Raw genomic sequence first — 26,332 nt, 5'->3', positions numbered from 1 at the left:
ATGTTCTCGACCGCATTCCTCGACCTCCCGCCCCTCGTGGGCGCCGCCGGCACCGTCCGGCTGCCGGGCTCCAAGAGCATTTCGAACCGCGTGCTGCTGCTGGCCGCGCTCGCGAGCGGCACCACCACGATCCACGACCTGCTCGACTCCGACGACACGCGCGTGATGCTCGATGCCCTGCGTGCACTCGGCTGCGGCGTCCAGCCCGCCGGGAGCACGCTGCAGATCACCGGCCTCGGCGGCCAACTGAAGTCCGGCGGGGCGCTGCTGCCGCTGTTCCTCGGCAACGCCGGCACCGCCATGCGCCCGCTGACGGCCGCGCTCTCGCTGCTCGGCGGCGAGTTCGAGCTGAGCGGCGTGCCGCGCATGCACGAGCGGCCCATCGGCGACTTGGTCGATGCGCTCACCCAGCTCGGCTGCAACATCGACTACCTCGGCAACCCGGGCTATCCGCCATTGCGCATCCACCCGGTCGATCACGGCGACTTGGCACTCCATGCGCCGATCCGCGTGCGCGGCGACGTCTCTAGCCAGTTCCTTACGGCCCTGCTGCTGGCGCTGCCCCTCGCAGCCCGCAACGACATCGTGATCGAGGTGGTCGGCGAGCTGATCTCCAAGCCCTACATCGAGATCACGCTGAACCTGCTGGCGCGTTTCGGCATCACGGTGCGGCGCGACGGCTGGGAACGCTTCACCATTCCCGCCGGCAGCAGCTACAGCTCGCCGGGCGACATCCACGTCGAGGCCGACGCCTCGTCCGCTAGCTATTTCATAGCATTGGGCGCCATCGCCACAGGCGTTTCCGGGAAAAATGGCGTGCGGATCGAGGGTGTGGGCGCCGATTCGATCCAGGGCGACATCCGCTTCATCGATGCGGCCCGCCAGATGGGCGCCGAGGTCGACAGCGGCCCGAACTGGCTCGAAGTGCGCCGCGGCGCCTGGCCGCTCAAGGCCATCGACCTCGACGCGAACCACATCCCCGACGCGGCGATGACCCTTGCCGTCATGGCGCTCTACGCCGATGGCCCGAGCACACTGCGCAACATCGCCAGCTGGCGCGTCAAGGAAACCGACCGCATCGACGCCATGGCCAACGAGCTGAGGAAGCTCGGCGCCACGGTCGAGGCCGGCCCGGATTTCATCCGCGTGCACCCGCTCGCGCAGGCCGGCTGGCAGGCGGCGAGCATCCGCACGTACGACGACCACCGCGTGGCGATGTGCTTCTCGCTCGCGGCGTTCAACCCGGCGGGCGTGCCGGTCCGCATCCTCGAGCCGCACTGCGTCGCCAAGACCTTCCCCGATTACTTCGAAACCCTGTTCTCGGTCGCCGAAGCCGCCGAGGTGCCGGTGATCTGCATCGACGGCCCGACCGCCTCGGGCAAGGGCACGCTCGCGGCCGAGGTGGCGCGCCTGCTGGGCTACCACTACCTGGATTCGGGCTCGCTCTACCGCGTGACCGGCCTGGCCATGCGCCGCGCCGGCCTCAGCGCGGATGCGCCGCACGAGGCGCAGATCGCCACCCTGGCGGCCGCCCTGCCCCTGCAGTTCACCGAGGGCAAGGTGCTGCTGGACGGCGAGGACGTGAGCGATGAGATCCGCAGCGAGGCGGCCGGCATGGACGCCTCCCGCGTCTCGACCCTGCCAGCCGTGCGCGAAGCCCTTCTGGCGCTGCAACAGCGCTTTCGCCAGCTCCCCGGCTTGGTCGCCGACGGCCGCGACATGGGCACCGTGATCTTCCCGGACGCCACGCTCAAGGTCTTCCTCACGGCCAGCGCCGCCCAGAGGGCGGAACGGCGCCATAAGCAGTTGATTTCAAAGGGTATTTCGACTACACTCGACAGTCTTCGCTCCGACTTGGAAGCACGTGACGCCCGGGATTCATCCCGCAGCGTCGCTCCTCTGAAGCCGGCGCAGGATGCCCGCCACCTCGACAACTCCCAGCTGTCCATCGAGCAATCGATCGATACGGTGTTGAACTGGTGGCAGGAAATTCAACCGTTCAAGCCCGCTTGAGCGGTTTGAAGTACAGCCTTTCAAGTCCGCTTGAAAGGCTCGCGTCAACCGGGTGTTCCGGGTGGCGCATACCGCTCCAGCAGGCTCCTTTCGCGCGACAAGCGCACCGGCCTTCTGGTTGTTCAACCAACCCGGGCACCAGCCCACAAAACCGCCGTCTCCAGATCCACAGCAGTCGCACGCAATTTCGCAAGAGCGCCTGCCAACCCTGCCTGACGGAAGGAACCATAAATGTCTGAATCTTTTGCCGACCTATTCGAAGAGTCCCTGAAGCGTTCCGAAATGCGCACCGGCGAGGTCATCACGGCCGAAGTCGTGCGCGTCGAACACAACCACGTCGTCGTCAACGCCGGTCTGAAGTCCGAAGCGTATGTGCCGATCGAGGAGTTCAAGAACGACAAGGGCGAACTCGAAGTCCAGGCCGGCGATTTCGTTTCCGTTGCCATCGGCAGCGTTGAAAACGGCTACGGCGACACCATCCTCTCGCGCGACACCGCCAAGCGCCTCGCTTCGTGGCTCGCCCTCGAGAAGGCCCTGGAATCGGGCGACTTCGTCACCGGCACCACCAGCGGCAAGGTCAAGGGCGGTCTCACCGTTCTGGTCAACGGCATCCGCGCGTTCCTGCCGGGCTCGCTGATCGACACGCGTCCGATCAAGGACCTGACCCCGTACGAAAACAAGACCCTCGAATTCAAGGTCATCAAGCTCGACCGCAAGCGCAACAACGTCGTGCTGTCGCGTCGTGCCGTGGTCGAAGCCAGCATGGGCGAAGAACGCGCCAAGCTGATGGAAACCCTGAAGGAAGGCGCTGTTGTCCGCGGCGTGGTCAAGAACATCACCGAATACGGTGCGTTCGTGGACCTCGGCGGCATCGACGGCCTGCTGCACATCACCGACATGGCATGGCGCCGTGTTCGCCACCCGAGCGAAGTCGTTCAGGCCGGCCAGGAAATCACCGCCAAGATCCTCAAGTTCGACACCGAAAAGAACCGTGTCTCGCTGGGTCTGAAGCAAATGGGTGATGACCCGTGGATGGGCGTTTCGCGCCGCTACCCGCAATCGACCCGCCTGTTCGGCAAGGTCACGAACATTGCCGACTACGGCGCGTTCGTCGAACTCGAACCCGGCATCGAAGGCCTGGTGCACGTCTCCGAAATGGACTGGACCAACAAGAACATCGCTCCGAACAAGATCGTCTCGCTGGGCGACGAAGTCGAAGTCATGGTCCTGGAAATCGACGAAGACAAGCGCCGCATCAGCCTGGGCATGAAGCAGTGCAAGGCCAACCCGTGGCAAGAGTTCGCGCAAAACACCAAGCGTGGCGACCGCGTCAAGGGCCCGATCAAGTCGATCACCGACTTCGGCGTGTTCGTGGGTCTGGCTGCCGGCATCGACGGCCTGGTTCACCTCTCGGACCTCTCGTGGAACGAAGCCGGCGAAACCGCCGTTCGCAACTACAAGAAGGGCCAGGAAGTCGAAGCGCTCGTGCTGGCTGTCGACGTCGACCGCGAACGCATCTCGCTGGGCATCAAGCAACTCGACAGCGACCCGTTCACCACGTTCACCACGGTGAACGACAAGGGCCAGATCGTGACCGGCAAGGTCAAGACCGTGGACGCCCGCGGCGCTGAAATCGACCTCGGCGAAGACATCATCGGCTACCTGCGTGCTTCGGAAATCTCGCGCGACCGCGTCGAAGATGCCCGCAATGTGCTCAAGGAAGGCGACGAAGTCACCGCCATCGTCGTGAACGTGGATCGCAAGACCCGCAACATCCAGCTGTCCATCAAGCAGAAGGACATGGTCGACGAACAAGGCGCCATGGCCAACCTGAGCCAGCAGTCGGCACGCGAAAACGCGGGCACGACGAGCCTGGGCGCCCTGCTGCGCGCCAAGCTCGACAACAACGACAGCAAGTAAGCTGAGTCCGAAGACAGAGCAGGCCAGGCTCTTAGCTTGGCCGCTCTGTTTTTTTCGTCCACGTTTTCTGCACTGGCCTCTTATGACCCGCTCTGACCTCGTCGAAGAACTCGCAGCGCGCTTTGCGCAACTCACGCACCGCGATGCCGAATACGCCGTCAAGACCATCCTGGACGCGATGAGCGACGCGCTGGTGCGCGGGCACCGCATCGAGATCCGCGGGTTCGGCAGCTTCTCGGTCAACCGGCGTCCGCCGCGCATCGGGCGCAATCCGCGTTCGGGCGAGAGCGTTCAGATTCCGGAAAAGCGGGTGCCGCATTTCAAGCCGGGCAAGGCCTTGCGCGAGGCCGTCGACGCGAAGACCGCCGAGCTCGACGCCAAGGAAGCCAAGGGCCGCAAGGCCTGATCCGCGTGGATGATGCAAACGTAGAATGCCTCCGGCAACGGGAATGGCTATGAAATACCTCCTGTGGCTGCTCAAGGCAGCCATTTTTTTTACGCTCTTCGCCTTCGCGCTGAACAACCAGCACGACGCGACCGTCTACTTCTTCTTCGGCACCCACTGGCGCGCACCGCTGGTGCTCGTCGTGCTCGCAGCCTTCGCAGGCGGGCTCGTGGTGGGCGCACTCGGCATGCTGCCGGGCTGGTGGAAACACCGGGCCGCCGCTGCAGCTCAAGCACCATCGGCGACCGAAGCCCTCTCCACAACGGCACCGACGGCCGTGCCTGCTCCGGCAGCGGCACCGTCCATCTCCGCCACCGACCTTCCCGCCGTACGTCAACATGGACTTTGATCCCAGCTGGCTGCTGATCAGCCTGCCCGTCGCCTTCGTGCTCGGGTGGCTCGCATCGCGCTTCGACATCCGCCAGCTCAAGCTCGAGAACCGGCAGGCGCCCAAGGCCTATTTCCGCGGCCTGAACTTCCTGCTCAACGAGCAGCAGGACCAGGCCATCGACGCCTTCATCGAGGCCGTGCAGAACGACCCCGACACGCAGGAGCTGCACTTCGCGCTCGGCAACCTGTTCCGCCGCCGCGGCGAATACCAGCGTGCGGTGCGCGTGCACGAGCACCTGCTCGGCCGCGGCGACCTGAGCCGCACCGACCGCGAGCGCGCACAGCACGCGCTGGCGCAAGACTTCCTGCGCGCCGGCCTGCTCGACCGCGCCGAGGCCGCGCTGCAGAAGCTCGAAGGCACGCGCTACGAGAACGAGGCGCGCCTCTCGCTGCTCGCCATCTACGAGCGCTCGCGCGAATGGACCCAGGCCGCCGACGTGGCGCAGAAGCTGGACGAATCCGACCAGGCCAGCTACGCCACGCGCCGCGCGCATCACCTCTGCGAGCAGGCGACCGAGCGCGTGGCCGCTGGCGAACTGCCCGCTGCCGCAAAGCTGCTCGCGCAGGCCGTCGAGCTGGCCCCGCAGGCGCCGCGCCCGGCCATCGACACCGCCAACCTGCAACTGCGCAACGGCAATGCAGCCGCAGCCTTCGACACGCTCGTGGCACTGAGCGACACCGCGCCGCTCGCACTGCCGCTGTACGCTGCCGCACTGCAGCAAGCCGCCGTGGCAGCGCACCGCGAAGCCGAGGCGCTCGCGCTGCTGCAGCGGCGTTATGCCGAGTCACCGTCGATCGATGTGCTCGAAGCGCTGATCGCCCTGGGCGGCACGCCGTCGACGACGACCGCCGCCGAGGAGCAGCAGCCGCCCGCACCGCGCGACGGCTACATCGCGCATCTCGCACACCAGCCCTCGCTGGTCGCCGCATCGCGCTGGCTCGCGGGCGAAAAGTTCGAGCACGAGCAGTTCCATCCGCAGGTGCAGCGCGCGCTCGACCAAGCCACCCGCCCGCTGATGCGCTACCGCTGCGCCGCCTGCGGCTTCGAGGCGCACCAGTACTTCTGGCACTGCCCGGGCTGCCAGGCCTGGGACAGCTATCCGCCGCGCCGCGTCGAAGAACTCTGAGCAAGGTTTCGACCACGTTCCGGAACAATGGTCACCGGGGCGACGAGGTCGTCAACGCCCCTTTCCCTGGTCTCGTTGAACGCCAGCCGACGCATTTGTCGGCTGACAGTCATACCAACAAATCAGGGAGTTTTTCAATCATGTTCAAGAAGATCCTGGCCCTCTCGGCCATGCTGTTCGCGGTCGCGTCGTTCGCTGCTGTCGACGTCAACAAGGGCACCGAAGCCGAGCTCGATGGCCTCAATGGCGTCGGGCCCGCGATGTCCAAGCGCATCCTCGAGGCGCGCAAGCAAGGCGAATTCAAGGACTGGCCCGACCTCATGCAACGTGTGAAGGGCGTGAAGGAGAAGAAGGCCCAGAAGCTCTCCGCCGAAGGTCTCACGGTGAACGGCCAGGCGTTCGGCGGTGCGGCCCCCGCGGCACCGAAGGAGGCGAAGGCCCCCAAGGCTGCCAAGCCCTGATCGCCCGCATGTAGCAACAGCAAAAGCCGCCTCCGAGGCGGCTTTTTCATGCGCGCACGGTCTGCCGCACGCACGCCACATGGCAGGGAAATGCCTCAGGAAGTGGCCCGAAATTTGCACGTATGCTTCCTTTCGTTTTGCTTTCACCACATTCCGGAGCGCGTTCATGAATCACAAGTTCGGCATTGCCATCGCGGGCCTCACCCTGGGCGCCGCGGCCTTCGCGCAGACCAAGTGGGACCTCCCCACCGCCTACCCCGCGACCAACTACCACACCGAAAACATCACGCAGTTCGCCAAAGACGTGGACGCGGCCACCGGCGGCAAAGTGAAGATCACGGTGCATGCCAATGCATCGCTGTTCAAGGCGCCCGAAATCAAGCGCGCGGTGCAAAGCGGCCAGGCGCAGGCCGGCGAGATCCTGTTGGCCAACTACGCGAACGAAAACCCGATCTACGCGCTCGATGGCGTGCCTTTCCTGGCCACCACCTACCCCGAAGCCAGGAAGCTGTACGACGCCTCCAAGCCCGCCATGGAGAAGCTGCTCGCGGCGCAGGGCATCAAGGTGCTGTTCGTGGTGCCATGGGCGCCGCAGGGCATCTATTCGAAGAAGGAGGTCAGCTCGGTGGCCGACCTGCGCGGCATCAAGTGGCGCGCCTACAGCCCGGCCACCGCCAAGATCGCCGAACTGATCGGCGCGCAGCCGGTGCAGATCCAGCAGGCCGAACTCAGCGCCGCCATGGCCACCGGCGTGATCGAGAGCTACATGAGCTCGGGCTCCACCGGCTACGACACCAAGACCTACGAGCACATCAAGAACTTCTACGACACGCAGGCCTGGATCCCGAAGAACGCGATCCTCGTGAACGCCAAGGCCTTCGACGCGCTCGACGCCACCACCAAGGCCGCCGTCACCAAGGCCGCGGCCGATGCCGAAACCCGCGGCTGGAAGATCGCGCAGGAGAAGAACGACGAATATAAGCGCCTGCTGGCCGAGCGCGGCATGAAGGTGCACAAGCCTTCGCCCAAGCTCGACACCGACATGCGCCAGGTCGGCGGCATCATGCAGGCCGACTGGCTCAAGGCCACCGGCGCGGATGGTGCAGCCATCGTCGACGCCTACAAGAAAAAGTAGGAATAGGCGATGCGCCGCTTCCTCGACCGCCTGTACGACGGTGCAGGCGCGCTCGGCGCGTTCTGCGTGTTCCTGATCTTCGTGCTGATGATCCTGGCCGGCGTGGGCCGGCAGATGAACTGGCATGTGAGCGGGCTCAACGACATCGTCTCCTGGCTTTGCGCCGCCGCTGCGTTCTTCGCGATGGCGCATGCCTTCCGCCACGGTGACTTCGTGCGCGTGACGCTGCTGCTCGAAGCCGTGTCGCCCAAGGCGCGGCGTGCGCTCGATGTGACCTGCCTCTTGATCGCGGCGGTGTCGGTGGCCTATCTCACCTACTGGGCCACCAGCTTCACCTACGAGAGCTACGAGTTCGCCGAGATGGCGACTGGCCTGGTGGTCATTCCGATCTGGATTCCGCAATCGACCTTCGTGATCGGCTGCTGGCTGCTGCTGATCGCCATGCTCGACGAGCTGGTCGGCGTGGTGCGCGGCGAGAAGCCGAGCTACCAGCGCGCCATCGAAGAGCGCCACGCCGCGGGCGACTTCTCTTCGGACGTCTGAAGCTCGACGTCTGAACCTCCGAACGACGACCACTACAACACCAAGACACCCGATGTTCGAAAACCTCTGGATGGGCGCCCTGCTGCTCGGGATCATGCTGCTGCTCCTGGCGGGCGGCGTGTGGATCGCGATGACCCTGGCCATCGTCGGCTGGGTCGGCCAGGCCTTCTTCACCAACACGCTGCCGGGCAAGAACCTGTTCTCCGCCTTCTGGGAAAGCAACGCGAGCTGGGAGCTCGCGGCGCTGCCGCTCTTCATCTGGATGGGCGAGATCCTCTTCAGAACCAAGCTCAGCGAAGAGATGTTCGAGGGCCTGCGCCCCTGGCTCAACCGCGTGCCCGGGCGGCTGATGCACACCACCATCCTCGGCTGCGGCGTGTTCGGCTCGGTCTCGGGCTCCTCGGCCGCCACCTGCGCCACCATCGCCAAGGTGGCGCTGCCGGAACTCAAGCGCCGCGGCTACAACGAAAAGCTGGCCATCGGCTCGCTCGCCACCGCGGGCACCCTGGGCATCCTGATTCCGCCGTCGATCACGATGGTGGTGTATGCCGTGGCGGCCGACGCGTCGATCATCCGCATCTTCCTGGCCGGCTTCCTGCCGGGCTTCCTGCTGATGCTGCTGTTCTCCGGCTACATCGGCTGGTGGAGCCTGCGCAATCCCGACCAGGTGCCACCGGCCGATCCGCCAACCACCTTCATGCAGAAGATCCGGCTCTCGGGCAACCTCATTCCCTGCGCGCTGCTGATTGTCTTCATCGTCTGGGTGCTGGTCGCGGGCTGGGCCACGGCCACCGAGTGCGCGGCCTTCGGCGTGCTCGGCTCGCTGGCGATAGCGGCCTATGGACGCAGCCTCACCTGGAAGAACTTCAAGGACGGCATCATGGGCGCCACGCGCACCAGTTGCATGATCATGTTCATCCTGGCGGGCGCGGCCTTCCTCACCAAGACCATGGCCTTCACCGGCATCCCGCGGGAGCTGGCCGAATGGGTCGACAGCATGCACCTGTCGCCCTACGCGCTGATCGGCGCGCTGGTGGTGGTGTACCTGGTGCTGGGCACGGCGCTGGACGGTATCTCGATGATCGTGCTCACCAGCGCGGTGGTGTTGCCGATGATCCAGAAGGCCGGTTTCGACCTCATCTGGTTCGGCATCTTCATCGTGCTGCTGGTGGAGATCGCCGAGGTCACGCCGCCGGTGGGCTTCAACCTCTTCGTGCTGCAGAACATGACGGGGAAGGACAGCAACGTGATCGCGAAGGCGGCGATCCCGTTCTTCTTCTGCCTGGTGCTGTGCATCGTGCTGATCACGCTCTTCCCGAGCATCGTGACGATCCTGCCGGACGTGGTCATGGGCAAGGAGAAATAGAGAGGCTGCGGGCTTTGTGTTGTCCCCTCGCCCCTTGGGGAGAGGGGGCAAGACCGCAAGCAGATAAAGTCACGCGCATGCTGCTAAACGCCTTCGTCATCTGCCTCGCCGCCTGCATCGGCGCCCTCCTGCGCTGGGGCTTCGCGCTCTGGCTCAACCCGGGCAGCGCGATCCCCTGGGGCACCCTCGCGGTCAACCTCATCGGCGGGTATCTCATCGGTGTGGCCATCGGCTTCTTCAACGGCCTTCCGGACATCGACCCCGCGTGGCGGCTCATGGTCATCACCGGGTTCCTCGGCACGCTCACCACCTTCTCCAGCTTCTCGGCCGAAGTCGTCGGCATGCTCGTCGGCGGCCGGTTCGGCCTGGCGCTCGGCACGATCGCGCTGCACCTGGGCGGTTCGCTGTGCATGACGTGGCTGGGCCTTCGCACCGTGCAGGCCTTCTCGGGCTGAACCTGCAGCTAAAACCGCCTTATGTCCTGCGGTTATAGATAAGGGCCGCGAAGGGGTCGGTCGATAGAATTGACCACAATGCCACTGGTCTTTCTCGTCGCCCTCCCCTTCATCGCCAGCGTGCTGGCCGCGTTGATGCCGTCCAACGCGCGCGACAGGGAGTCGACCCTCGCGGGCCTAGTCGCACTGGGCTGCGCCATCCAGACCGCGTGGTTCTTCCCGCAGATTGCGCACGGCAACGTGCTGCGGCAAGAGATCGAATGGCTCCCCGCCTTGGGCCTGAACCTCGTGTTCCGCATGGACGGCTTCGCGTGGCTCTTCTGCATGCTGGTGCTGGGCATCGGCGCGCTGGTGGTGCTCTATGCGCGCTACTACATGTCGGCCTCCGACCCGGTGCCGCGCTTCTTCTCGTTCTTCCTCGCGTTCATGGGCGCGATGATGGGCGTGGTGCTTTCGGGCAACCTGATCCAGATGGTGCTGTTCTGGGAGCTCACCAGCCTCTTCTCGTTCCTGCTGATCGGCTACTGGCACCACCGGCGCGACGCGCGGCGCGGCGCACGCATGGCGCTCACCGTCACCGGCGCGGGCGGCTTGTGCCTGCTGGCCGGCGTGCTGGTGCTGGGCCGCATCGTCGGCAGCTACGAGCTCGACGTGGTGCTGGCCTCGGGCGACCTCATCCGCGCGCATGCGCTCTACCCGGTCGCGCTGGTGCTGGTGCTGCTCGGCGCTTTCACCAAGAGCGCGCAGTTCCCGTTCCACTTCTGGCTGCCGCGCGCCATGGCCGCGCCCACGCCGGTGTCGGCCTACCTGCACTCGGCCACGATGGTGAAGTTGGGCGTGTTCCTCATGGCGCGCCTGTGGCCCGTGCTCTCGGGCACCGAGCAGTGGTTCTGGCTGGTGGGCGGCGCGGGCGCGATCACGCTGCTGCTGGGCGGCTTCATCGCGATGTTCCAGCGCGACCTGAAGGCGCTGCTGGCCTACTCGACCATCTCGCACCTCGGGCTCATCACGCTGCTGCTGGGCCTGAACAGCCCGCTCGCTGCCGTGGCCGCTGTCTTCCACGTCATGAACCACGCGACCTTCAAGGCCTCGCTCTTCATGGCGGCCGGCATCATCGACCACGAGACCGGCACGCGCGACATCCGCAAGCTGAGCGGCCTGATGCGGCTCATGCCCATCACCGGCACGCTGGCCATCATCGCCAGCGCCTCGATGGCCGGCGTGCCGCTGCTCAACGGCTTTCTCTCGAAGGAGATGTTCTTCGCCGAGACGGTGTTCATCCAGTCCACGCCGTGGGTCGATTTCAGCCTGCCCGTCATCGCCACCATCGCCGGCATCTTCAGCGTGGCGTATTCGGCGCGCTTCGTGTTCGACGTGTTCTTCGGCCCGCCTTGCGGCGACGAAGTGCCCAAGCACCCACACGAGCCGCCGCACTGGATGCGCGTGCCGGTCGAGCTGCTGGTGCTGATCTGCCTGGTGGTGGGCGTGGCGCCGGCGTGGTCCGTGGGGCCGATGCTGGCGGCGGCCGCCACGCCGGTGGTCGGCGGCACGCTGCCCGAATACAGCCTGGCCGTGTGGCACGGCTTCAACCTGCCGCTCGTGATGAGCTTTGTCGCCCTCGCGGGCGGCGCGGCGCTCTACCTGCTGCAGCGCCGCCGCCGCGCGGGTGGCGGCCTCGAACACACACCGCTCCTGCACCGCTTCGACGGCCAGGTCATCTTCGAGCACCTGCTTGCGCTCCTGAGCGAAGCCGGCCGGCGCAGCCGCCGCCTCTTCGGCACGCGCCGCATGCAGACGCAGCTCCTGCTGCTGGTGGTCGTGGCGGTGGCCGGCGCCTTCGCCGCGCTGATGCAAACGCCATCGGGCCCCGGCACGCGCGAGCTGCTGCCGTTCTCGCCGATGTTCGCCATGACCTGGCTGATCGGCGGCGTCTGCGCGATCGCCGCGGCCTGGCAGGCCAAGTTCCACCGCCTCGCCGCGCTGATGCTGGCCGCGGGCGCGGGCCTCGTCTCATGCGTGACCTACATCTGGTTCTCGGCGCCCGACCTTGCGCTCACGCAGTTGGTGGTCGAGGCGGTGACCACCGTGCTGATTCTCCTGGGCCTGCGCTGGCTGCCGATGCGCAGCAAGGACGCGGTGCAGACCGCGCGCGCCCGCCTTCGCCCCTGGGGCCGGCGCGGGCGCGACCTGCTGGTGGCCATCGTGGCCGGCAGCGGGCTGGCGGCGCTGGCCTGGGCCATGATGACGCGCACCTTCCCGCAGAGCATCTCGCCCTTCTTCCTGGAGCGCGCGCTCACCGAGGGCGGCGGCACCAACGTGGTCAACGTGATGCTGGTCGACTTCCGCGGCTTCGACACCTTCGGCGAGATCACCGTGCTCGGCGTGGTCGCGCTCACCGTGTACGCACTGCTCAGGCGCTTTCGCCCGGCCATCGAATCGATGGCGCTGCCGCCGCAGCAGCGCGCGCAGTCCGACGACGGCAGCAGCGATCTGCTGAACCCGCGCCGCGCCAAGGACACCGCCGTGGGCTACCTCATGGTGCCGGCCGTGCTGGTGCGCCTCTTGCTGCCGCTGTCGGTGCTGGTGTCGGTCTACTTCTTCATGCGCGGGCACAACGCGCCGGGCGGCGGTTTCGTCGCGGGGCTGGTGATGTCGGTGGCGCTGGTGCTGCAGTTCATCGTCTCGGGCACCGAGTGGGTCGAGGAGCACCTGCGCATCTACCCGCGCCGCTGGATCGCCGTCGGGCTCCTGTTCGCGCTCGCCACCGGCAGCGGTGCGGTGTTCTTCGGCTATCCCTTCCTCACCACGCATACCGCCCATCTGCACCTGCCGGTGCTGGGCGACATCCATGTGCCCAGCGCCCTCTTCTTCGACATCGGCGTGTTCGCGCTGGTGCTCGGCGCCACCATGCTGATCCTCACCGCGCTGGCTCACCAGTCCATCCGCAGCCATCGCTGGGCCGACGAGCAGGCTGAAAGAGAAGCACAGGCCGAATCCGAGGCCGTGGAGGGAGCGCACTGATGGAAATCGTGCTCGCCCTCGCCATCGGCGTGCTCACCGGCTCGGGTGTCTACCTGCTGCTGCGTCCGCGCACCTTCCAGGTGATCATGGGCCTCACGCTCATCTCGTACGCGGTCAACCTCTTCATCTTCAGCATGGGCCGGCTCAAGGTCGACAGCGAGCCGGTGCTGATCCCCGGCTTCGCGGCCACGCTCGCCAACACCGCCGACCCGATGCCGCAGGCGCTGGTGCTCACCGCGATCGTCATCGGCTTCGCGATGACCGCGCTGTTCCTCGTGGTGCTGCTGGCCTCGCGCGGGCTGACGGGCACCGACCACGTGGATGGCGAAGAGCGCCAGGAACAGGAAGAGGCCCGCGAATGAGCGAACTCTTCCGCCTGCTCGACCAGTTGCTCGAGGTGAGCATGCCGCACCTGGTGGCGGTGCCGATCCTGGTGCCGATGCTCACCGCCGCGCTGATGCTGCTGCTGGGCGAGAACCGGCGCCGCGCCAAGTCGTTCCTGAGCGTGGTCTCGGGCCTGGTGGGCCTTTTGGCCGCGCTTGCTCTCTTGCGCTGGGTGAACGCGGCCGACACCGGCGGCGGGCCGGGCTCCATCGGCGTCTACCTGCCCGGCAACTGGCGCGCGCCCTTCGGCATCGTGCTGGTGGCCGACCGGCTCTCCACCATGATGGTGGCGCTCACCGGCGTGGTCGCCTTCGCCGCTTCCATTTATTCCACCTCGCGCTGGGACCGTGCGGGCGTGCATTTCCATCCGCTGCTGCAGTTGCAGCTCATGGGCCTGAACGGCGCCTTCCTCACCGGCGACCTGTTCAACCTCTTCGTGTTCTTCGAGGTGATGCTGGCCGCCTCTTACGGCCTGCTGCTGCACGGCTCCGGACGGCTGCGGGTGCAGGCCGGACTGCACTACATCGCGATCAACCTCGCGGCCTCGTCGCTGTTCCTCATCGGCGCGTCGATGCTCTACGGCGCCACCGGCACGCTGAACATGGCCGACCTGGGTATGCGCATCGCCCAGATCGCGCCGGCCGACCGCGGCCTGGTGCACGCGGCCGCGGCCATTCTCTTCACCGCCTTCTTCGCCAAGGCCGGCGCATGGCCGCTCAACTTCTGGCTGGTGCCGGCCTACAGCGCGGCGGTGTCGCCGGTGGGCGCGGTGTTCGCGCTGCTCACCAAGCTGGGTGTCTACACCGTGCTGCGCCTGTGGACCGTGCTCTTCGCGCCCGATACCGGCGACTCGGCGGCGTTCGGCCAGGTGGTGCTGATCGGCGCGGGCATCGCCACGCTCTTCGTCGCCGCCATCGGCATCGTCGGCACGCAGCGCCTGTCGAACCTCGCGGGCTTCAGCGTGCTGATCTCGGCCGGCACGCTGCTCGCGGCGGTGGGGCTGGGCCAGCCGGCCGTCTGGGCCGGCGCGCTGTTCTACCTCCTGAGTTCGACGCTCGCGGTGAGCGCCTTCTTCCTGCTCATCGACATGATCGAGCGCTGGCGCAACGCCGGCATGAGCGTGGCGCCGCACGAGGCCGCGGGCAACGCGCCCTTTCTCGCGGAAGACCTGCGCGCGCTCGACGATGTGAACCTCGACGACGACGCGCAGGCGCTCTACGGCCGCGCCATTCCGGCCGGCGTCGCCTTCCTGGGCCTGAGCTTCATGATCTGCACGCTGCTGCTCACGGGGCTTCCGCCGCTGTCGGGCTTCGTGGGCAAGTTCGCGATGCTCTCGGGTCTCCTCGGTGGGAGCGCTGCGCTCACCACCGCGGGCTGGACATTCCTCGTGCTGCTGATCGCCTCGGGCTTCCTCGCGCTGATCGCGCTCACGCGCACCGGCATCCGCCACTTCTGGACCCAGCCGCATGCGAACCTGCCCTCACTGCCCGCCGTCGAGGTGCTGCCCGTGGCCGGCCTGATCGCCGCGTGCATCGCACTCACCGTGTGGGCGGAACCGGTCATGCGCCATGCGATGGCCACCGCCGAGGGCCTGCGCACCGCCAGCGCCTACCGCGCGGCGGTGATGAGCGCGCGGCAGGTGCCGAACCCGCCGAAGGCTGAAGTGAAAGGCGCCACGCCATGAAACGCCTGATTCCTTCGCCGCCGCTTTCCTTTGCGCTCTTCATTGTCTGGCTGCTGCTCAACCAGTCGGTCGAGGCCAGCACGCTGGTGTCCGGCGTGCTGCTGGCCATCGCGGTGCCGCTGCTGACCAAGGGCTTGCGGCCCGCCACGGTGCGCATGCGCCGCCCCGGCGTGGCGCTGAAACTCTGGCTGGTCGTGCTCTACGACATGTCGCACTCGGTGTTCGCGGTGACGCGCGCGCTGCTCGTGCGGCGCAGCGAAAGCATCCACTCGAAGTTCGTCCTCATTCCGCTGGACATGCGCGACCCCAACGGCCTCGCGGTGCTCGCCATGATCATGTGCCTCACGCCCGGCACCGCCTGGGGCGAGGTCGCCTTCGACCGCAGCGTGCTGCTGATCCACGTGTTCGACCTGGAGGACGAAGCAGCCTTCATCGCGCAGATCAAGACCCGCTACGAACGCCCGCTGATGGAGATCTTCGAATCATGACGCCCATCCTTTTCTGGTCGCTCAAGTTCGCGCTGTTCCTGCTGGCGGTGGCGATGCTCTGCGCCGTCGCGCGCCTTCTGATCGGCCCCTCCGCGCAAGACCGCGTGATGGCGCTGGACTGCCTCTACATCAACGGCATGCTGATGATGCTGGCGCTGGGCATCGTCTACGCGAGCGACGTGTACTTCGGCGCCGCGATGCTGATCGCACTGTTCGGCTTCGTGGGCTCGACGGTGATGGCCAAGTTCCTGCTGCGCGGGGAGGTGATCGAATGAGCGACACGATTCTGGGGCCCCTGCCTCTTTGGGCCGAAATCGTCACCGCCGTATTCGTGGTGATGGGCGCCGCGTTCGCTGCCATCGGCTCCTTCGGCCTGGTGCGGCTGCCGACCTTCTTTCGCCGCATCCACGCGCCCACGCTGGGCGCCACCGGCGGCGTGTGGTCGATGACGGTTGCCACCATCGTCTACTTCTCGGTGCAGAGCAACGGCCTCTTCCTGCACGCAGCGCTGATCGTGCTGTTCGTGGCGCTCACCACGCCGGTCACCACCATCTTCCTGATGCGCGCGGCGCTGTTCCGCGAGCGGCAAAAGGGCAGCGACGTGCCTGCCGCGGCGCAGTCGGATCAGGTGCCGATTCCGAAGCGGATGGCCGAGGAAGAGTAGAAGAACGGCCTGCGCCGTCCTCAGGCGGCCAGGCGCTCCTTGGCGCGTGCCACTTCCATCTCGCGCGGCAACGGCACCGTGTTCTTCACCGCAAGGATCTCCGCCATCACGCTCACCGCGATCTCCGGCGGCGTCTTGCTGCCGATGTAGATGCCGATCGGGCCGCGCAGGCGCGCGAGCGATTCGTCGGTCTGGTCGAAGTGCTCGATCATGCGGTCGCGCCGCGCCTCGGCATTGCGGCGCGAGCCGATGGCACCCACGTAGAAGGCGTCGCTCTGCAAGGCCTCGAGCAGCGCGAGGTCGTCCAGCTTCGGGTCGTGCGTGAGCGCGACCACGCAGCTGCGGCGATCGGGCCGGAAGGCCAGCACCGCGTCGTCGGGCATCTCGGTGGTGATCGTCACGCCCGGCAGCGACCACGCGGTGCGGTACTCGGCGCGCGGGTCGCACAGCGTGACCGCGAAGCCGCTGAACTTGGCCATCGTCGCGAGGTACTCGGCGAGCTGGCCGGCACCGATGAGCAGCATGCGGTACTCGGGGCCGAAGGTGTTGGTGAGCTCGGTGTCGTCGACCTTGAGCTCGTCGGGCGCCGTGGCTTCGGTGAGCTTCACCGCACCGGTCGCGAGCGTCACCGTGCGCTGCATGAGCCGGCCTTTTTCGAGTTCGGCCACCAGGGTGTCGAGCGAGGCGGCGTCGGGGTCGTACTCGAGCAGCAGTTCGAGCGTGCCGCCGCAGGGCAGGCCGAAGCGGTGCGCCTCGTCGGCGGTGATGCCGTACTTCACGAGCGAGGGCGGCGCGCCCAGGGGCACCTCTTCGGCGTTGCCATGTGCGCGGCTGTAGCGCGCGATCAGGTCGTCCTCGATGCAGCCGCCCGAGACCGATCCGACCACCGCGCCGTCATCCGCCAGCGCCATGATCGAGCCGACCGGGCGCGGCGACGAGCCCCAGGTGCGCACCACGGTGGTCAGCAGCGCGCGCTTGCCCGCATGCCGCCAGTCGCGCAGCGTGCGCAGGACCATGACGTCGAGGTTTTCCATGGCGTGGTCGTATTCAGTTTGCGTCCGGTGCGGCGGGCGCGTCCTTGTCGTCCTTCTTGCCGAGACCGATCTTCTTCATGAGACCGGACATGACACCGGACTTCTCGGCCGGTGCCTCGGTGGTTTCACCGGTGGCGACAGTATCGGGCGGCGGGCCATAGCGACTTTGCATTTCGGCTTCAAAGCGCTTGAAGAAATCGTCGGCAGTGGACTTGGCTGCGCCGTCGATCAGGCGCTGGCCCAGCTGGGCGATCTTGCCGCCGACCTGCGCCTGCACGGTGTAGTCGAGTTCGCAGCCGGCCGGCGAAGGCGCGGCTTCCGCGGGGGCGGCTTCCGGCGTTGCCGCTGGTGCGACTTCGGCCTGGGCTTCGGCCACCGCCGGCACGACAGCCGCTTCGGCGGCGCCGGCCAGCGGCCGGAGCGTCACGCTCGAAGAGCCCTTGGCAAACCCCGCCACGCCGCCCTGCCCTTCGAAGGTGAGCTTGTAGCCATCGGGCGCCACGATGTCCGACAGCACCACCTTGCCGCTGAACTTGGCCGACACCGGGCCGATCTTCAGTGCGAGCCCCACGCTGTACTGGTTGTCGCCGGTGAGCTCGAACTTGTCGCAGCCGGGAATGCACTTCTTGAGCGTCTCGGGGTCGTTGAGCGCTTCCCAGGCCTGTTGTTGGGTGACGCCGAGGCGGCGGTTTCCGAGCATTTCCATGGTGGGTCTTCCTTGTTTTGTTCCGGGGTCTAACGACCGGACCGCATCAGCGCGGCGAGGCTGGCGGCGAGTTGTTCGAGGGCGCTGAGATTGTGAACCGCGAGCATCGCGTCCGCATGGCGGTGCAACACGGTGGCCCCACGCGCCAGAGGGGCGTAGCCCTCGAAGCGCAGCAGCGGGTTGAGCCACAGCAGCCGGCGCGAATGGCGCTTGAGCCACAGCAGCTCGTTCTCCAGCACGGCGGGTTCGCCGGTGTCCAGGCCGTCGCTGATCACCAGCACCAGCGTGCGGCGGCCCGTGAGGCGGCGCGCATGGAAGCGCCGGAGTTCGGCCAGCGAACTGCCCAGCCGCGTGCCGCCCGCGAAATCGTCGATGGCGAGGCTGGCCGCGCCGAGCATGGCGTCGGTATCGGCCAGCCGGAAGGCCGGGGTCAGGTCGGTCAGCCGGGTGCCGAAGGCGAACACGTCGCGCCGCCCGGCCCGCCGGGTGGACGCATGCAAAAACGCGAGCAGCAGGCGCGCATAGCGCTCCATCGAGCCCGACACGTCGACCAGCACCAGGAGCTGCAAGGGTTGCTCCCGCCGGGCCAGCCGCGGCAGGCGCAGGATCTCGCCGCCGGTGCGCGCGGCCTCGTGCAGCACGCCGGGCCAGTGCATGCGCGCATGCTGCTGGCCCGCATCGCCCGCCACGCGGAGGCGCCGCGAGGGCAGCGAAGGAATCGGCAGCGTCACGTCGCGCGCGAGCCGTTCGACCAACCGGTACTCGGAGGCGCCGAGCGCGTTGAAGTCCGCATGCTGCAGGCGCTGGCGGTCGCTCGATGTCATGGCAGCATCGAACTCGATTTCCTTGTCGGGCTTGGCGGCCACGGCCGGCTTCGCGGGGTCGCGCGGCGCGGTCAGCGCCTCGCGCACACGCGGTCGGCGCTTGGAGGGCTCGGCCTTGCCTTCGGCACTCGGCAGCATCTGTGCGAGCAACTTGTTGGCCAGCTCGGGGTCGCGAAACCAGGCATCGAAGAGTTCGCGGAACACCATGCGGTCCTGCTCGCGGCTGACCATCACGGCTTCCATCGCGGCGCTCAGGTCGAGCTTGTCTTCCACGCCCACCAGGGTGACCGCTTCGGCGGCGAGCGCGATGCGCATGGCATCGGTGCGCACACCGGCACGGCGCAGTGCGCGGCCGAAGGCGGTGATGTTGCCGGCCAGCTTGCCGCTGCGGACGTCGCCGAGTTGCTGGATGCCGGCCATGTGCAACGGCCCCGCTTTTCGGTCGCGCTCAAGGCGCGACCGGCTCCTCGGGTTTGAGCAGGTCCGACGCCAGCTCACGCGTGAGCGCCGCCACGTCGTCGCGCTGCTTGAAGAGAATGCCGGCGGTGTCGACCACCACCTCGGGGTCGAGCTCGACGGTATCGAGCGCGATCAGCGCCCTCGCCCACTCGACGCTCTCGGCGATGCCGGGTGCGCGCTGGAAGGCATTGATGAACGGCGCATCGCGCAGCCGTGCGACGAAGGCGGCGACCTGCGCCGAAAGCTTCTCGCCGGCCTCGGGCACCTGGGCCCGCACGATCGCCAGCTCGCGCTCGCGTTCGGGATAGTCGAGCCAGTGATAGAGGCAGCGGCGCTTCACCGCATCGTTGAGTTCGCGCGTGCGGTTGCTCGTGAGGATGGTGACCGGCGGCACGACCGCGCGCACCGTGCCGAGTTCGGGAATGCTCACCTGGTATTCGCCCAGGTATTCGAGCAGGAAGGCTTCGAAGGGCTCATCGGCGCGGTCCACCTCGTCGATCAGCAGCACCGCACCAGGGGCGGGTGTCTGCAGCGCCTGCAGCAGCGGGCGGCGGATCAGGTAGTGCGGCTGGTAGACCTCGGCCTCCACATCGCGTGCTGCGCCGGTGGCTTCGGCCGCGCGCATGTGCAGCAGTTGCGCGGCGTAGTTCCATTCGTAGAGCGCCTCGCGCTGCTCCAGCCCGTCGTAGCACTGCAGCCGCAGCAGCTCGCGGCTGAGCGCTTTCGACAGCGCCTTGGCCAACTCGGTCTTGCCGACGCCCGGCTCGCCTTCGAGCAACAGCGGCCGCTGCAGCTTGAGCGCGAGGAACACGGCGGTCGCCAGGCGACGGTCGGCGAAATAGCCGGCCTGCATCAAGCCTTCGGAGAGGGAATCGATGGTCGGGAAGATCATGGCGAAGGGTAGCGGAAGACGCGAGGGCCTCGCGCCTTCCGGTGGGCGGCTTGCGTGTGCGGCTTCAGCCCAGCGCCTTGGTCACCGCGCGCTGCGTCAGCACGCTGATCAGGTTCGCGCGGTAGGCGGCCGAGGCATGCAGGTCGCTGTTCAGGTCGCTCGCATCGATCTTCACCGCCGCAGCGGCTGCCGCGGTGAAGCTCTTGTTGAGCGCATCCTCGAGCCCCGCATGGCGGAACACGCCATTGCCCGCGCCGGTGACGGCCACCCGCACGCCACTGTCGTACTGCGTGAGGAAGATGCCGACGAGCGGGAAATTCGAGGCCTTCTGGCGCAGCTTCTCGTACACGGCACGCTTCGGGATAGGAAAGCGGATCGCGGTGATCAGCTCGTCTTCTTCCAGCGCCGTGGTGAACAGGCCCTGGAAGAAATCGTCGGCCGCGATCTCGCGCTTCGAGGTGATGACCGTGGCGCCGGAGCCCAGCACCGCGCTCGGATAGCACGCCGCGGGATCGTTGTTGGCCACGGAGCCGCCGATGGTGCCCATCGCGCGCACCTGCCGGTCGCCGATGCGCGAGGCCAGGTCGGCCAGCGCCGGATAGGCGGCTTTCACATCGGCGTTGTTGGCCACGTCGAGGTGACGCGACATCGCACCGATGGTGATGGTGCTGCCGTCCTTCTTGATGCCGGTGAGCTCCTTGATGCCGCTCAGGTCCACCAGTTGCTCGGGCGCGGAGAGCCTGAGCTTCATGGAGGCGAGCAGTGTCTGGCCGCCGGCGAGCGGCTTGGCGCCCGCTGCAACGAGTTTGGCCGCATCGGCCACGGTGGCTGGCCGTTCGAGTGTGAAGGCGTACATGGTGTGTGATTCCTTCTTTGTTTTAGTGGGTGGCGGCGGCCTGCATCGCTTCCCAGACGCGGGCGGACGAAGCAGGCATGTCGAAATCCTTGACGCCCAGCGGCGCCAATGCGTCGAGCACCGCATTGATCACGGCCGGCGGCGAGCCGATGGCCCCCGCCTCGCCGCAGCCCTTGGTGCCCAGCGGGTTGTGCGTGCACGGGGTGCACACGGTGTCGAGCTTGAACTGCGGAAAGTCGCCGGCGCGCGGCATGGCGTAGTCCATGAAGCTGCCGGTGAGCAACTGGCCGGTTTCGTTGTCGTAGACGCAGTTCTCCAGCAGCGCCTGGCCGATGCCCTGCACCAGCCCGCCGTGCACCTGGCCCTCGACGATCATCGGATTGATGATGGTGCCGAAGTCGTCCACCGCGGTGAAGCGGTCGATCTTGACCTCGCCGATCTGCTTGTCGATCTCGACCTCGCAGATGTAGGTGCCGCCTGGAAAGGTGAAGTTGGTCGGGTCGTAGAAGGCGGTCTCGTTCAGGCCGGGCTCCAGCTTGTCGAGCGGGTAGTTGTGCGGCACGTAGGCCGTGAGCGCCACCTGGCCGAACGGGATCTTCTTGTCGGTGCCCTTGACGGTGAACTCGCCGTTGGCGAACTCGATGTCGGCATCGCTGGCCTCCATCAGGTGCGCGGCGATCTTCTTGGCCTTGGTCTCGATCTTGTCGAGCGCCTTCATGATGGCCGCACCGCCCACCGAGATCGAGCGCGAGCCATAGGTGCCCATGCCGAAGGGCACGCGGCCGGTGTCGCCGTGCACCACGTCGACGTTGTCGACCGGAATGCCCAGCCGCGCCGCGACGACCTGCGCGAAGGTGGTCTCGTGGCCCTGGCCGTGGCTGTGCGAGCCGGTGAACACCGTCACACTGCCGGTCGGGTGCACGCGGATCTCGCCGCATTCGAACAAGCCGGCCCGCGCGCCGAGCGCGCCTGCGATGTTCGACGGTGCGATGCCGCAGGCCTCGATGTAGCTGGAGTAGCCGATGCCGCGCAGCTTGCCCTTGGCCTCGGTCGCCGACTTGCGCTGTGCGTAGCCTGCGACGTCGGCGAGCACCCGGGCCTTGTCCATACACGCATGGAAATCGCCGGTGTCGTACTGCAGCGCCACGGGCGTCTGGTACGGGAAGGTGGTGATGAAGTTGCGCTTGCGGATCTCGTCCTGGCCCAGGTTCATTTCCCAGGCACAGCGCGACACCAGGCGCTCCAACAGGTACGTGGCCTCGGGCCGCCCCGCGCCGCGGTAGGCATCGACCGGCGAGGTGTTGGTGAACCAGGCATCGACCTCCACGTAGATCTGCGGCGTCGTGTACTGGCCCGCGAGCAGCGTGGCGTAGAGGATGGTCGGCACCGCGGTCGAGAAGGTCGACAGGTACGCGCCGAGGTTGGCGTCGGTGTGAACGCGCATGGCCAGGAACTTGCCGTCCTTGTCCATTGCCATCTCTGCGTGACTCACATGGTCGCGGCCGTGCGCATCGGACAGGAAGCATTCCGAGCGCTCCGCCGTCCACTTGATGTTGCGGTTGAGCTGCTTGGAGGCCCAGGTCAGGCACACGTCTTCGGCGTACAGAAAGATCTTCGAACCGAAGCCGCCGCCCACATCGGGCGCGATCACGCGCACCTTGTGCTCGGGCAGGCCCAGCACGAAGGCCGTCATCAGCAGGCGTTCGACGTGCGGGTTCTGGTTCGACACGTAGAGCGTGTAGTCGTCGGTGCCGCGGCTGTAGCTGCCGATGGCCACACGCGGCTCGATCGGGTTGGGAATGAGCCGGTTGTTGACCAGGTCGAGCTTGGTGACATGCGCGGCCGTGGTGAACACGTTGTCGACCGCCGCCTTGTCGCCGAGCACCCACTTGTAGCACTGGTTGTCGGGCGCCTCGTCGTGCAGCGTGGTGCTGCCGGTCTTCTTCGCGGCATCGGCCACGCTCACCAGGGCGGGCAGCACGTCGTAGTCGACCACCACGGCCTCGGCGGCGTTCTTGGCCTGCTCGACCGTCTCGGCCACCACCATGGCCACGTGGTCGCCCACGTAGCGCACCTTCTTGATCGCGAGGATCGGGTGCATCGGCTCCTTCATCGGGGTGCCGTCGGGGTTGTTGATGAGCCAGCCGCAGGGCAGCCCGCCCATCTTGCCCTCGATGTCCTTGCCGCTGAAGATGCCGACCACGCCGGGCATCTTGAGCGCCTCGGCGATGTCGACCGACTTGATCGTGGCGTGGGCGTGCGGCGAGCGCACGAAGACCGCATGGCTCTGGTTGGCCAGCGTGATGTCGTCGGTGTAGTTGCCGGCGCCGGTCAGGAAGCGGTAGTCTTCCTTGCGCCGGAGGGCCTCACCGATATGGGGCAGGTTCGAGAAGTCGGAAGCACCCATGATGTTGCTCCCTTCACGCCGTGACGGTGGCTTTGACCGGAGTGCCCGAGGCCATCGCCTCGCCGCCCATCTTCACGGCCTTCACGATGTTCTGGTAGCCCGTGCAGCGGCACAGGTTGCCGTCGAGCAGCTCGCGAATCTCGGATTCGCTCGACTTGGGGTGGTGGGTGCACAGGTCGATGGCGCTCATGACCATGCCCGGGGTGCAGAAACCGCACTGCAGGCCATGGCACTCCTTGAAGGCCGCCTGCATGGGGTGCATGGTGCCGTCGGCTTCGGCAATGCCCTCGATGGTGGTGATGTCGGCCCCGGCCGCCTGGGCGACCAGCACGTTGCACGACTTGACGGCCCGGCCGTTGACGTGGACGGTGCAGGCGCCGCACTGGGCGGTGTCGCAGCCGACATGGGTTCCGGTGAGGTGGAGGTGCTCGCGGATCGCGTGCACAAGGAAGGTGTTTGGCGGTGCGTCGACCGTGACTGCGCGGCCGTTGACCTTGAAAGCTACCTGCATGTGGCTGTCTCCGTGAAAGGTGATGGCTTGGTTCAGCGAAAGGCATCTTGGATGCCCACCTTTCGCACTATCCTAGGCAAAACCCTTGACACTTGCACAGTGCCCGCGAAATTCTCAAAATGAAACAGCTTGCCATCCGGTGAGCCAGGAAAAGCAGCCCCCACGGCGCGAACCCACACGATGAATACCTCTATCGTTTCGCCTCCTCCCGAGCGTTCCCTGGCCATTGCCCAAGCCCGGCGGGAGCTGCTCCACGGCGACGCGCCGCGCGCCCGCAGCACCGTGCGCATCGACCCCTGGATCACCCGTTCATGGCAGCGCTGCATCGAGGCCGGACGCCGCCCGCAGCAGCGGGTGAGCTTCGATCCGGTGAGCCAGTCGGCCAGCCGCGAGGTGGCCGAGCGCAACCGGGCACTGGTCACGGCCGCCCGGCCGGTGATCGAACGCCTCTCCCGCGCCATTGCCGACACCCGTTATTTCGCGATCCTGACCGATGCCGACGGCATCGTGATCGACGTGGGCGCGCTGCCCGACGGCACCGACACCGCCAGCCGCTATGCGCGGGACATCGGCCGGATCGGGGTCGATCTTTCGGAACGCGCGATCGGCACGTCCGCCATCAGCACCGCACTGGCCGAGCAGGAATCGGTGTGGCTGCACCGCGGCGAGCACTTTTTCGACGACACCAGCGTCTACAGCTGCGCCGGCGCGCCGCTCTTCGGCCCCCGCGGCGACTGCATCGGCATGCTCGACCTGAGCGGCGTGCAGACGGTGGAGCGGCCCGAGTTGCGGCACCTGGCCACCCTCTCGGCGCGCAGCATCGAGAACATGCTGGTCATGCAGGACCCCTGCGAGCTGCTGCTGCACCTGGCCTGGCCCGGCCACCCGGGCAGCGAGGCCACCGAGGGCCTGGTCTGCATCGACGCCAGCGGCAACGTGACCGGCGCCAACGCCGCCGCGCGGCAGATGCTGCACCAGCCCCTGGCGCGCGGCCAGCACGCCCTGCATTTCAACGACCTGTTCGCGCTCCCGCTGCACATGATGTTCGACGCCGCCCGTCGCGGCGACGCGGCGCTCGAGGTGCCGCTGTGGTCGGGCCTGCGGGTGCAGGTGCGGCCCCAGCGCGGCGGCAGCGGTGCGGGCGGTGCGGTGCCCGATGCGCGGCCACGCCTGCGCGACGTGGAAACCGCGCTGATCCGCAAGGCAGTGGCCGATGCGCGCGGGAATGTGGCCGAGGCCGCACGTGCGCTGGGCATCAGCCGGGCGACGGTGTATCGCAAGCTCTGGCGCGGCCGGCCTGCCGGCGCGCCGGACTGAGCCGGACCCAAAGCACAAAAGCGTCCCCCGGAAGCTATAGTTCGCGCTCCTGGCGGAGCGGCGGAGGCCGGTTCGCCGTGCCCCGGTCATCCTGGGCGGCCACAAGAAGAACGTCGTCGACGAGGGGAGTAAACATGAATGCACTTTTCGCGAGAGCAGCCTTGCTGGCGCTGCTCACATCGCTTGCGTCCTGCGGCGGTGGCGGTGGTGGAGGAAGCGATGCCAGCGGCCTTCCGGTGGCGCAGCAGCAGCCATCGCCGCCGGCCGCGGCCTCCTCAGCCCCTCTTGCTGCAAGCGAAAAGCCAGATGATCCGGGTCCTGTCCAAGGGCTTGTCGCGGCGCAGGCCGACAACGCGGGCGGCATCTCCCCCCTGCGCGCGCAGGGGGGCACGGGCTTCGCACTGCTCAGCCGGCGCATCTCCGAACTCCATGGCGAGACACCGGCGAACGACAAGCCCGACCCAGGCTCCACAACCGCCATCGGAAGCGGCACCGAAGGACTCTGGTACCCGTCCGCAGGCATGCGGCCTGGAATCGCTTTCATCGACGCAGCAGGCAAGTACCTGGCCTATGAGCAGAGCTCGCCGGTAGATCCCGACACCGGCAGAGCGGCCCGTTACAGTCTGTACGGTGGTGCATGGGCGGTGTCGGGCTCGACGTGGACTTTCGCGCCGGGGAGCAACATCACCTTTACCGGCGGTTCTCTTCCAGTGCCGATGAATACCGTTCTTTTCGGCTCCGGCACATTCACTCCGGCGAGACACTTCGAAGGCTTGACCGGGGCCAGCACCGCACCCAACACGCCCATCGCCTACAACTACGCCAGCGCCAATGCGCGGGCCGTCTCGCAAGCCGACATCGCCGGTTCCTGGTTCCACGACAGCCTGTTCTCCGCCACCATCGCACCCAACGGCGATTTCTCAGGACGCGTATCGACAAGGGACGTTGGCACCTGTCTGTTGCAGGGCACCGCCGTCCAGACCTACGCCGGGACGGCGAAAAACCTCTACACAGTCAAGTTGACGCCCTCCGTCGAGCCTGGCCGCGGCTGTGGCCTCCAGACGGACTGGGTCTACGAAGGCTTCGCAAGCATCACCACTACCGCGGTGGGCGCCGCCAGCACGAACTCACCGCCCTACTGGTATGTTCGCTCGATCACCCTGATGGTCCGGAAGTACGGCTCCTGGTTCGCCGTCGAAGCCATCAAGCGCTGATCCCTCCGAGCAGCGA

25 protein-coding genes are annotated in these 26,332 nt (G+C 67.1%); 18 read left to right on the top strand and 7 right to left on the bottom strand.

Annotation, left to right across the window (positions count from 1 at the left end; genetic code table 11):
- The 16 genes from NU688_RS01045 to mnhG all read left to right on the top strand — a co-directional run bounded on the left by NU688_RS01045 (position 1) and on the right by mnhG (position 16,096).
- The gene (locus NU688_RS01045; RefSeq protein WP_257858694.1) at positions 1–2,013 is read left to right on the top strand and encodes a bifunctional 3-phosphoshikimate 1-carboxyvinyltransferase/cytidylate kinase; all 2,013 of its coding nucleotides are present in this window, start codon (positions 1–3) and stop codon (positions 2,011–2,013) included.
- Positions 2,014–2,244: 231 nt separating this feature from the next.
- A complete protein-coding gene (gene rpsA, locus NU688_RS01040; RefSeq protein ID WP_093434505.1) occupies positions 2,245–3,933 on the top strand; it encodes a 30S ribosomal protein S1 in 1,689 nt (562 codons plus the stop codon).
- An 82-nt stretch (positions 3,934–4,015) separates the two neighbouring features.
- Positions 4,016–4,339, top strand: a complete 324-nt coding sequence (locus NU688_RS01035; protein ID WP_013540224.1) for an integration host factor subunit beta — start codon at positions 4,016–4,018, stop codon at positions 4,337–4,339.
- 49 nt (positions 4,340–4,388) lie between these two features.
- Positions 4,389–4,727, top strand: coding sequence for a lipopolysaccharide assembly LapA domain-containing protein (locus NU688_RS01030; protein WP_257858692.1), 339 nt, complete (start codon positions 4,389–4,391; stop codon positions 4,725–4,727).
- Positions 4,717–5,895, top strand: coding sequence for a lipopolysaccharide assembly protein LapB (gene lapB / locus NU688_RS01025; RefSeq protein ID WP_257858690.1), 1,179 nt, complete (start codon positions 4,717–4,719; stop codon positions 5,893–5,895). Before NU688_RS01030 ends, lapB begins: the two co-directional genes overlap by 11 nt.
- A 140-nt stretch (positions 5,896–6,035) precedes the next feature.
- Positions 6,036–6,356, top strand: a complete 321-nt coding sequence (locus NU688_RS01020) for a helix-hairpin-helix domain-containing protein (protein WP_257858689.1) — start codon at positions 6,036–6,038, stop codon at positions 6,354–6,356.
- Between the two features lie 166 nt (positions 6,357–6,522).
- Positions 6,523–7,491, top strand: a complete 969-nt coding sequence (locus NU688_RS01015; protein ID WP_257858688.1) for a TRAP transporter substrate-binding protein — start codon at positions 6,523–6,525, stop codon at positions 7,489–7,491.
- Between the two features lie 9 nt (positions 7,492–7,500).
- Positions 7,501–8,034 (top strand): TRAP transporter small permease, encoded by a 534-nt coding sequence (locus tag NU688_RS01010; protein WP_257858687.1) that lies wholly within the window; start codon positions 7,501–7,503, stop codon positions 8,032–8,034.
- A gap of 52 nt (positions 8,035–8,086) precedes the next feature.
- Positions 8,087–9,400: a TRAP transporter large permease gene (locus NU688_RS01005; protein WP_042582394.1), complete on the top strand. Its 1,314-nt coding sequence runs from the start codon at positions 8,087–8,089 to the stop codon at positions 9,398–9,400.
- Between the two features lie 77 nt (positions 9,401–9,477).
- Positions 9,478–9,855 (top strand): fluoride efflux transporter CrcB, encoded by a 378-nt coding sequence (gene crcB / locus NU688_RS01000; protein WP_257858686.1) that lies wholly within the window; start codon positions 9,478–9,480, stop codon positions 9,853–9,855.
- A 78-nt stretch (positions 9,856–9,933) separates the two neighbouring features.
- A complete protein-coding gene (locus tag NU688_RS00995; protein ID WP_257858685.1) occupies positions 9,934–12,876 on the top strand; it encodes a monovalent cation/H+ antiporter subunit A in 2,943 nt (980 codons plus the stop codon).
- Positions 12,876–13,238: a Na+/H+ antiporter subunit C gene (locus tag NU688_RS00990; RefSeq protein ID WP_057589595.1), complete on the top strand. Its 363-nt coding sequence runs from the start codon at positions 12,876–12,878 to the stop codon at positions 13,236–13,238. The genes NU688_RS00995 and NU688_RS00990 overlap by 1 nt, the downstream gene beginning before the upstream one ends.
- Entirely contained in the window at positions 13,235–14,944 is a 1,710-nt protein-coding gene (locus tag NU688_RS00985) for a monovalent cation/H+ antiporter subunit D (protein WP_257858684.1), read from the top strand. Before NU688_RS00990 ends, NU688_RS00985 begins: the two co-directional genes overlap by 4 nt.
- A complete protein-coding gene (locus NU688_RS00980; protein ID WP_257858683.1) occupies positions 14,941–15,432 on the top strand; it encodes a Na+/H+ antiporter subunit E in 492 nt (163 codons plus the stop codon). The genes NU688_RS00985 and NU688_RS00980 overlap by 4 nt, the downstream gene beginning before the upstream one ends.
- Complete coding sequence (locus NU688_RS00975) at positions 15,429–15,707, top strand: K+/H+ antiporter subunit F (RefSeq protein WP_257858682.1); 279 nt, start codon at positions 15,429–15,431, stop codon at positions 15,705–15,707. The genes NU688_RS00980 and NU688_RS00975 overlap by 4 nt, the downstream gene beginning before the upstream one ends.
- A complete protein-coding gene (gene mnhG, locus NU688_RS00970) occupies positions 15,704–16,096 on the top strand; it encodes a monovalent cation/H(+) antiporter subunit G (RefSeq protein WP_257858681.1) in 393 nt (130 codons plus the stop codon). Before NU688_RS00975 ends, mnhG begins: the two co-directional genes overlap by 4 nt.
- Positions 16,097–16,116: 20 nt before the next feature.
- Here mnhG and NU688_RS00965 read toward each other — a convergent pair whose 3' ends face one another.
- The 7 genes from NU688_RS00965 to NU688_RS00935 form a co-directional block, all read right to left on the bottom strand.
- Positions 16,117–17,130, bottom strand: coding sequence for an XdhC family protein (locus NU688_RS00965; protein ID WP_257858680.1), 1,014 nt, complete (start codon positions 17,128–17,130; stop codon positions 16,117–16,119).
- A 13-nt stretch (positions 17,131–17,143) separates the two neighbouring features.
- Entirely contained in the window at positions 17,144–17,836 is a 693-nt protein-coding gene (locus NU688_RS00960; RefSeq protein ID WP_257858679.1) for a CoxG family protein, read from the bottom strand.
- Between the two features lie 29 nt (positions 17,837–17,865).
- Positions 17,866–19,080 (bottom strand): VWA domain-containing protein, encoded by a 1,215-nt coding sequence (locus tag NU688_RS00955; protein WP_257858678.1) that lies wholly within the window; start codon positions 19,078–19,080, stop codon positions 17,866–17,868.
- Positions 19,081–19,108: 28 nt separating this feature from the next.
- Complete coding sequence (locus NU688_RS00950; RefSeq protein WP_257858677.1) at positions 19,109–20,011, bottom strand: MoxR family ATPase; 903 nt, start codon at positions 20,009–20,011, stop codon at positions 19,109–19,111.
- Between the two features lie 64 nt (positions 20,012–20,075).
- The gene (locus NU688_RS00945) at positions 20,076–20,867 is read right to left on the bottom strand and encodes a xanthine dehydrogenase family protein subunit M (protein WP_257858676.1); all 792 of its coding nucleotides are present in this window, start codon (positions 20,865–20,867) and stop codon (positions 20,076–20,078) included.
- 22 nt (positions 20,868–20,889) lie between these two features.
- Positions 20,890–23,274, bottom strand: coding sequence for a xanthine dehydrogenase family protein molybdopterin-binding subunit (locus NU688_RS00940; protein WP_257858675.1), 2,385 nt, complete (start codon positions 23,272–23,274; stop codon positions 20,890–20,892).
- 13 nt (positions 23,275–23,287) lie between these two features.
- Entirely contained in the window at positions 23,288–23,785 is a 498-nt protein-coding gene (locus tag NU688_RS00935; RefSeq protein WP_257858674.1) for a (2Fe-2S)-binding protein, read from the bottom strand.
- Positions 23,786–23,965: 180 nt separating this feature from the next.
- Here NU688_RS00935 and NU688_RS00930 point away from each other — a divergent pair, with 180 nt between their 5' ends.
- Positions 23,966–25,102, top strand: a complete 1,137-nt coding sequence (locus NU688_RS00930) for a helix-turn-helix domain-containing protein (RefSeq protein WP_257858673.1) — start codon at positions 23,966–23,968, stop codon at positions 25,100–25,102.
- A gap of 134 nt (positions 25,103–25,236) precedes the next feature.
- Positions 25,237–26,316 (top strand): hypothetical protein, encoded by a 1,080-nt coding sequence (locus NU688_RS00925; protein ID WP_257858672.1) that lies wholly within the window; start codon positions 25,237–25,239, stop codon positions 26,314–26,316.
- The last annotated feature ends 16 nt before the right edge of the window (positions 26,317–26,332 follow it).

It is taken from the genome of Variovorax sp. ZS18.2.2 (assembly GCF_024701975.1).
Lineage (GTDB): Bacteria > Pseudomonadota > Gammaproteobacteria > Burkholderiales > Burkholderiaceae_C > Variovorax.
This window is presented reverse-complemented; position numbering and strand designations above follow the sequence as displayed.

Excerpts from the sequence above, each read along its gene's own strand:
- NU688_RS01045 (WP_257858694.1), top strand. The coding sequence starts at position 1 with ATGTTCTCGACCGCATTCCTCGACCTCCCGCCCCTCGTGGGCGCCGCC.
- rpsA (WP_093434505.1), top strand. The coding sequence starts at position 2,245 with ATGTCTGAATCTTTTGCCGACCTATTCGAAGAGTCCCTGAAGCGTTCC.
- NU688_RS01035 (WP_013540224.1), top strand. The coding sequence starts at position 4,016 with ATGACCCGCTCTGACCTCGTCGAAGAACTCGCAGCGCGCTTTGCGCAA.
- NU688_RS01030 (WP_257858692.1), top strand. The coding sequence starts at position 4,389 with ATGAAATACCTCCTGTGGCTGCTCAAGGCAGCCATTTTTTTTACGCTC.
- lapB (WP_257858690.1), top strand. The coding sequence starts at position 4,717 with ATGGACTTTGATCCCAGCTGGCTGCTGATCAGCCTGCCCGTCGCCTTC.
- NU688_RS01020 (WP_257858689.1), top strand. The coding sequence starts at position 6,036 with ATGTTCAAGAAGATCCTGGCCCTCTCGGCCATGCTGTTCGCGGTCGCG.
- NU688_RS01015 (WP_257858688.1), top strand. The coding sequence starts at position 6,523 with ATGAATCACAAGTTCGGCATTGCCATCGCGGGCCTCACCCTGGGCGCC.
- NU688_RS01010 (WP_257858687.1), top strand. The coding sequence starts at position 7,501 with ATGCGCCGCTTCCTCGACCGCCTGTACGACGGTGCAGGCGCGCTCGGC.
- NU688_RS01005 (WP_042582394.1), top strand. The coding sequence starts at position 8,087 with ATGTTCGAAAACCTCTGGATGGGCGCCCTGCTGCTCGGGATCATGCTG.
- crcB (WP_257858686.1), top strand. The coding sequence starts at position 9,478 with ATGCTGCTAAACGCCTTCGTCATCTGCCTCGCCGCCTGCATCGGCGCC.
- NU688_RS00995 (WP_257858685.1), top strand. The coding sequence starts at position 9,934 with ATGCCACTGGTCTTTCTCGTCGCCCTCCCCTTCATCGCCAGCGTGCTG.
- NU688_RS00990 (WP_057589595.1), top strand. The coding sequence starts at position 12,876 with ATGGAAATCGTGCTCGCCCTCGCCATCGGCGTGCTCACCGGCTCGGGT.
- NU688_RS00985 (WP_257858684.1), top strand. The coding sequence starts at position 13,235 with ATGAGCGAACTCTTCCGCCTGCTCGACCAGTTGCTCGAGGTGAGCATG.
- NU688_RS00980 (WP_257858683.1), top strand. The coding sequence starts at position 14,941 with ATGAAACGCCTGATTCCTTCGCCGCCGCTTTCCTTTGCGCTCTTCATT.
- NU688_RS00975 (WP_257858682.1), top strand. The coding sequence starts at position 15,429 with ATGACGCCCATCCTTTTCTGGTCGCTCAAGTTCGCGCTGTTCCTGCTG.
- mnhG (WP_257858681.1), top strand. The coding sequence starts at position 15,704 with ATGAGCGACACGATTCTGGGGCCCCTGCCTCTTTGGGCCGAAATCGTC.
- NU688_RS00965 (WP_257858680.1), bottom strand. The coding sequence starts at position 17,130 with ATGGAAAACCTCGACGTCATGGTCCTGCGCACGCTGCGCGACTGGCGG.
- NU688_RS00960 (WP_257858679.1), bottom strand. The coding sequence starts at position 17,836 with ATGGAAATGCTCGGAAACCGCCGCCTCGGCGTCACCCAACAACAGGCC.
- NU688_RS00955 (WP_257858678.1), bottom strand. The coding sequence starts at position 19,080 with ATGGCCGGCATCCAGCAACTCGGCGACGTCCGCAGCGGCAAGCTGGCC.
- NU688_RS00950 (WP_257858677.1), bottom strand. The coding sequence starts at position 20,011 with ATGATCTTCCCGACCATCGATTCCCTCTCCGAAGGCTTGATGCAGGCC.
- NU688_RS00945 (WP_257858676.1), bottom strand. The coding sequence starts at position 20,867 with ATGTACGCCTTCACACTCGAACGGCCAGCCACCGTGGCCGATGCGGCC.
- NU688_RS00940 (WP_257858675.1), bottom strand. The coding sequence starts at position 23,274 with ATGGGTGCTTCCGACTTCTCGAACCTGCCCCATATCGGTGAGGCCCTC.
- NU688_RS00935 (WP_257858674.1), bottom strand. The coding sequence starts at position 23,785 with ATGCAGGTAGCTTTCAAGGTCAACGGCCGCGCAGTCACGGTCGACGCA.
- NU688_RS00930 (WP_257858673.1), top strand. The coding sequence starts at position 23,966 with ATGAATACCTCTATCGTTTCGCCTCCTCCCGAGCGTTCCCTGGCCATT.
- NU688_RS00925 (WP_257858672.1), top strand. The coding sequence starts at position 25,237 with ATGAATGCACTTTTCGCGAGAGCAGCCTTGCTGGCGCTGCTCACATCG.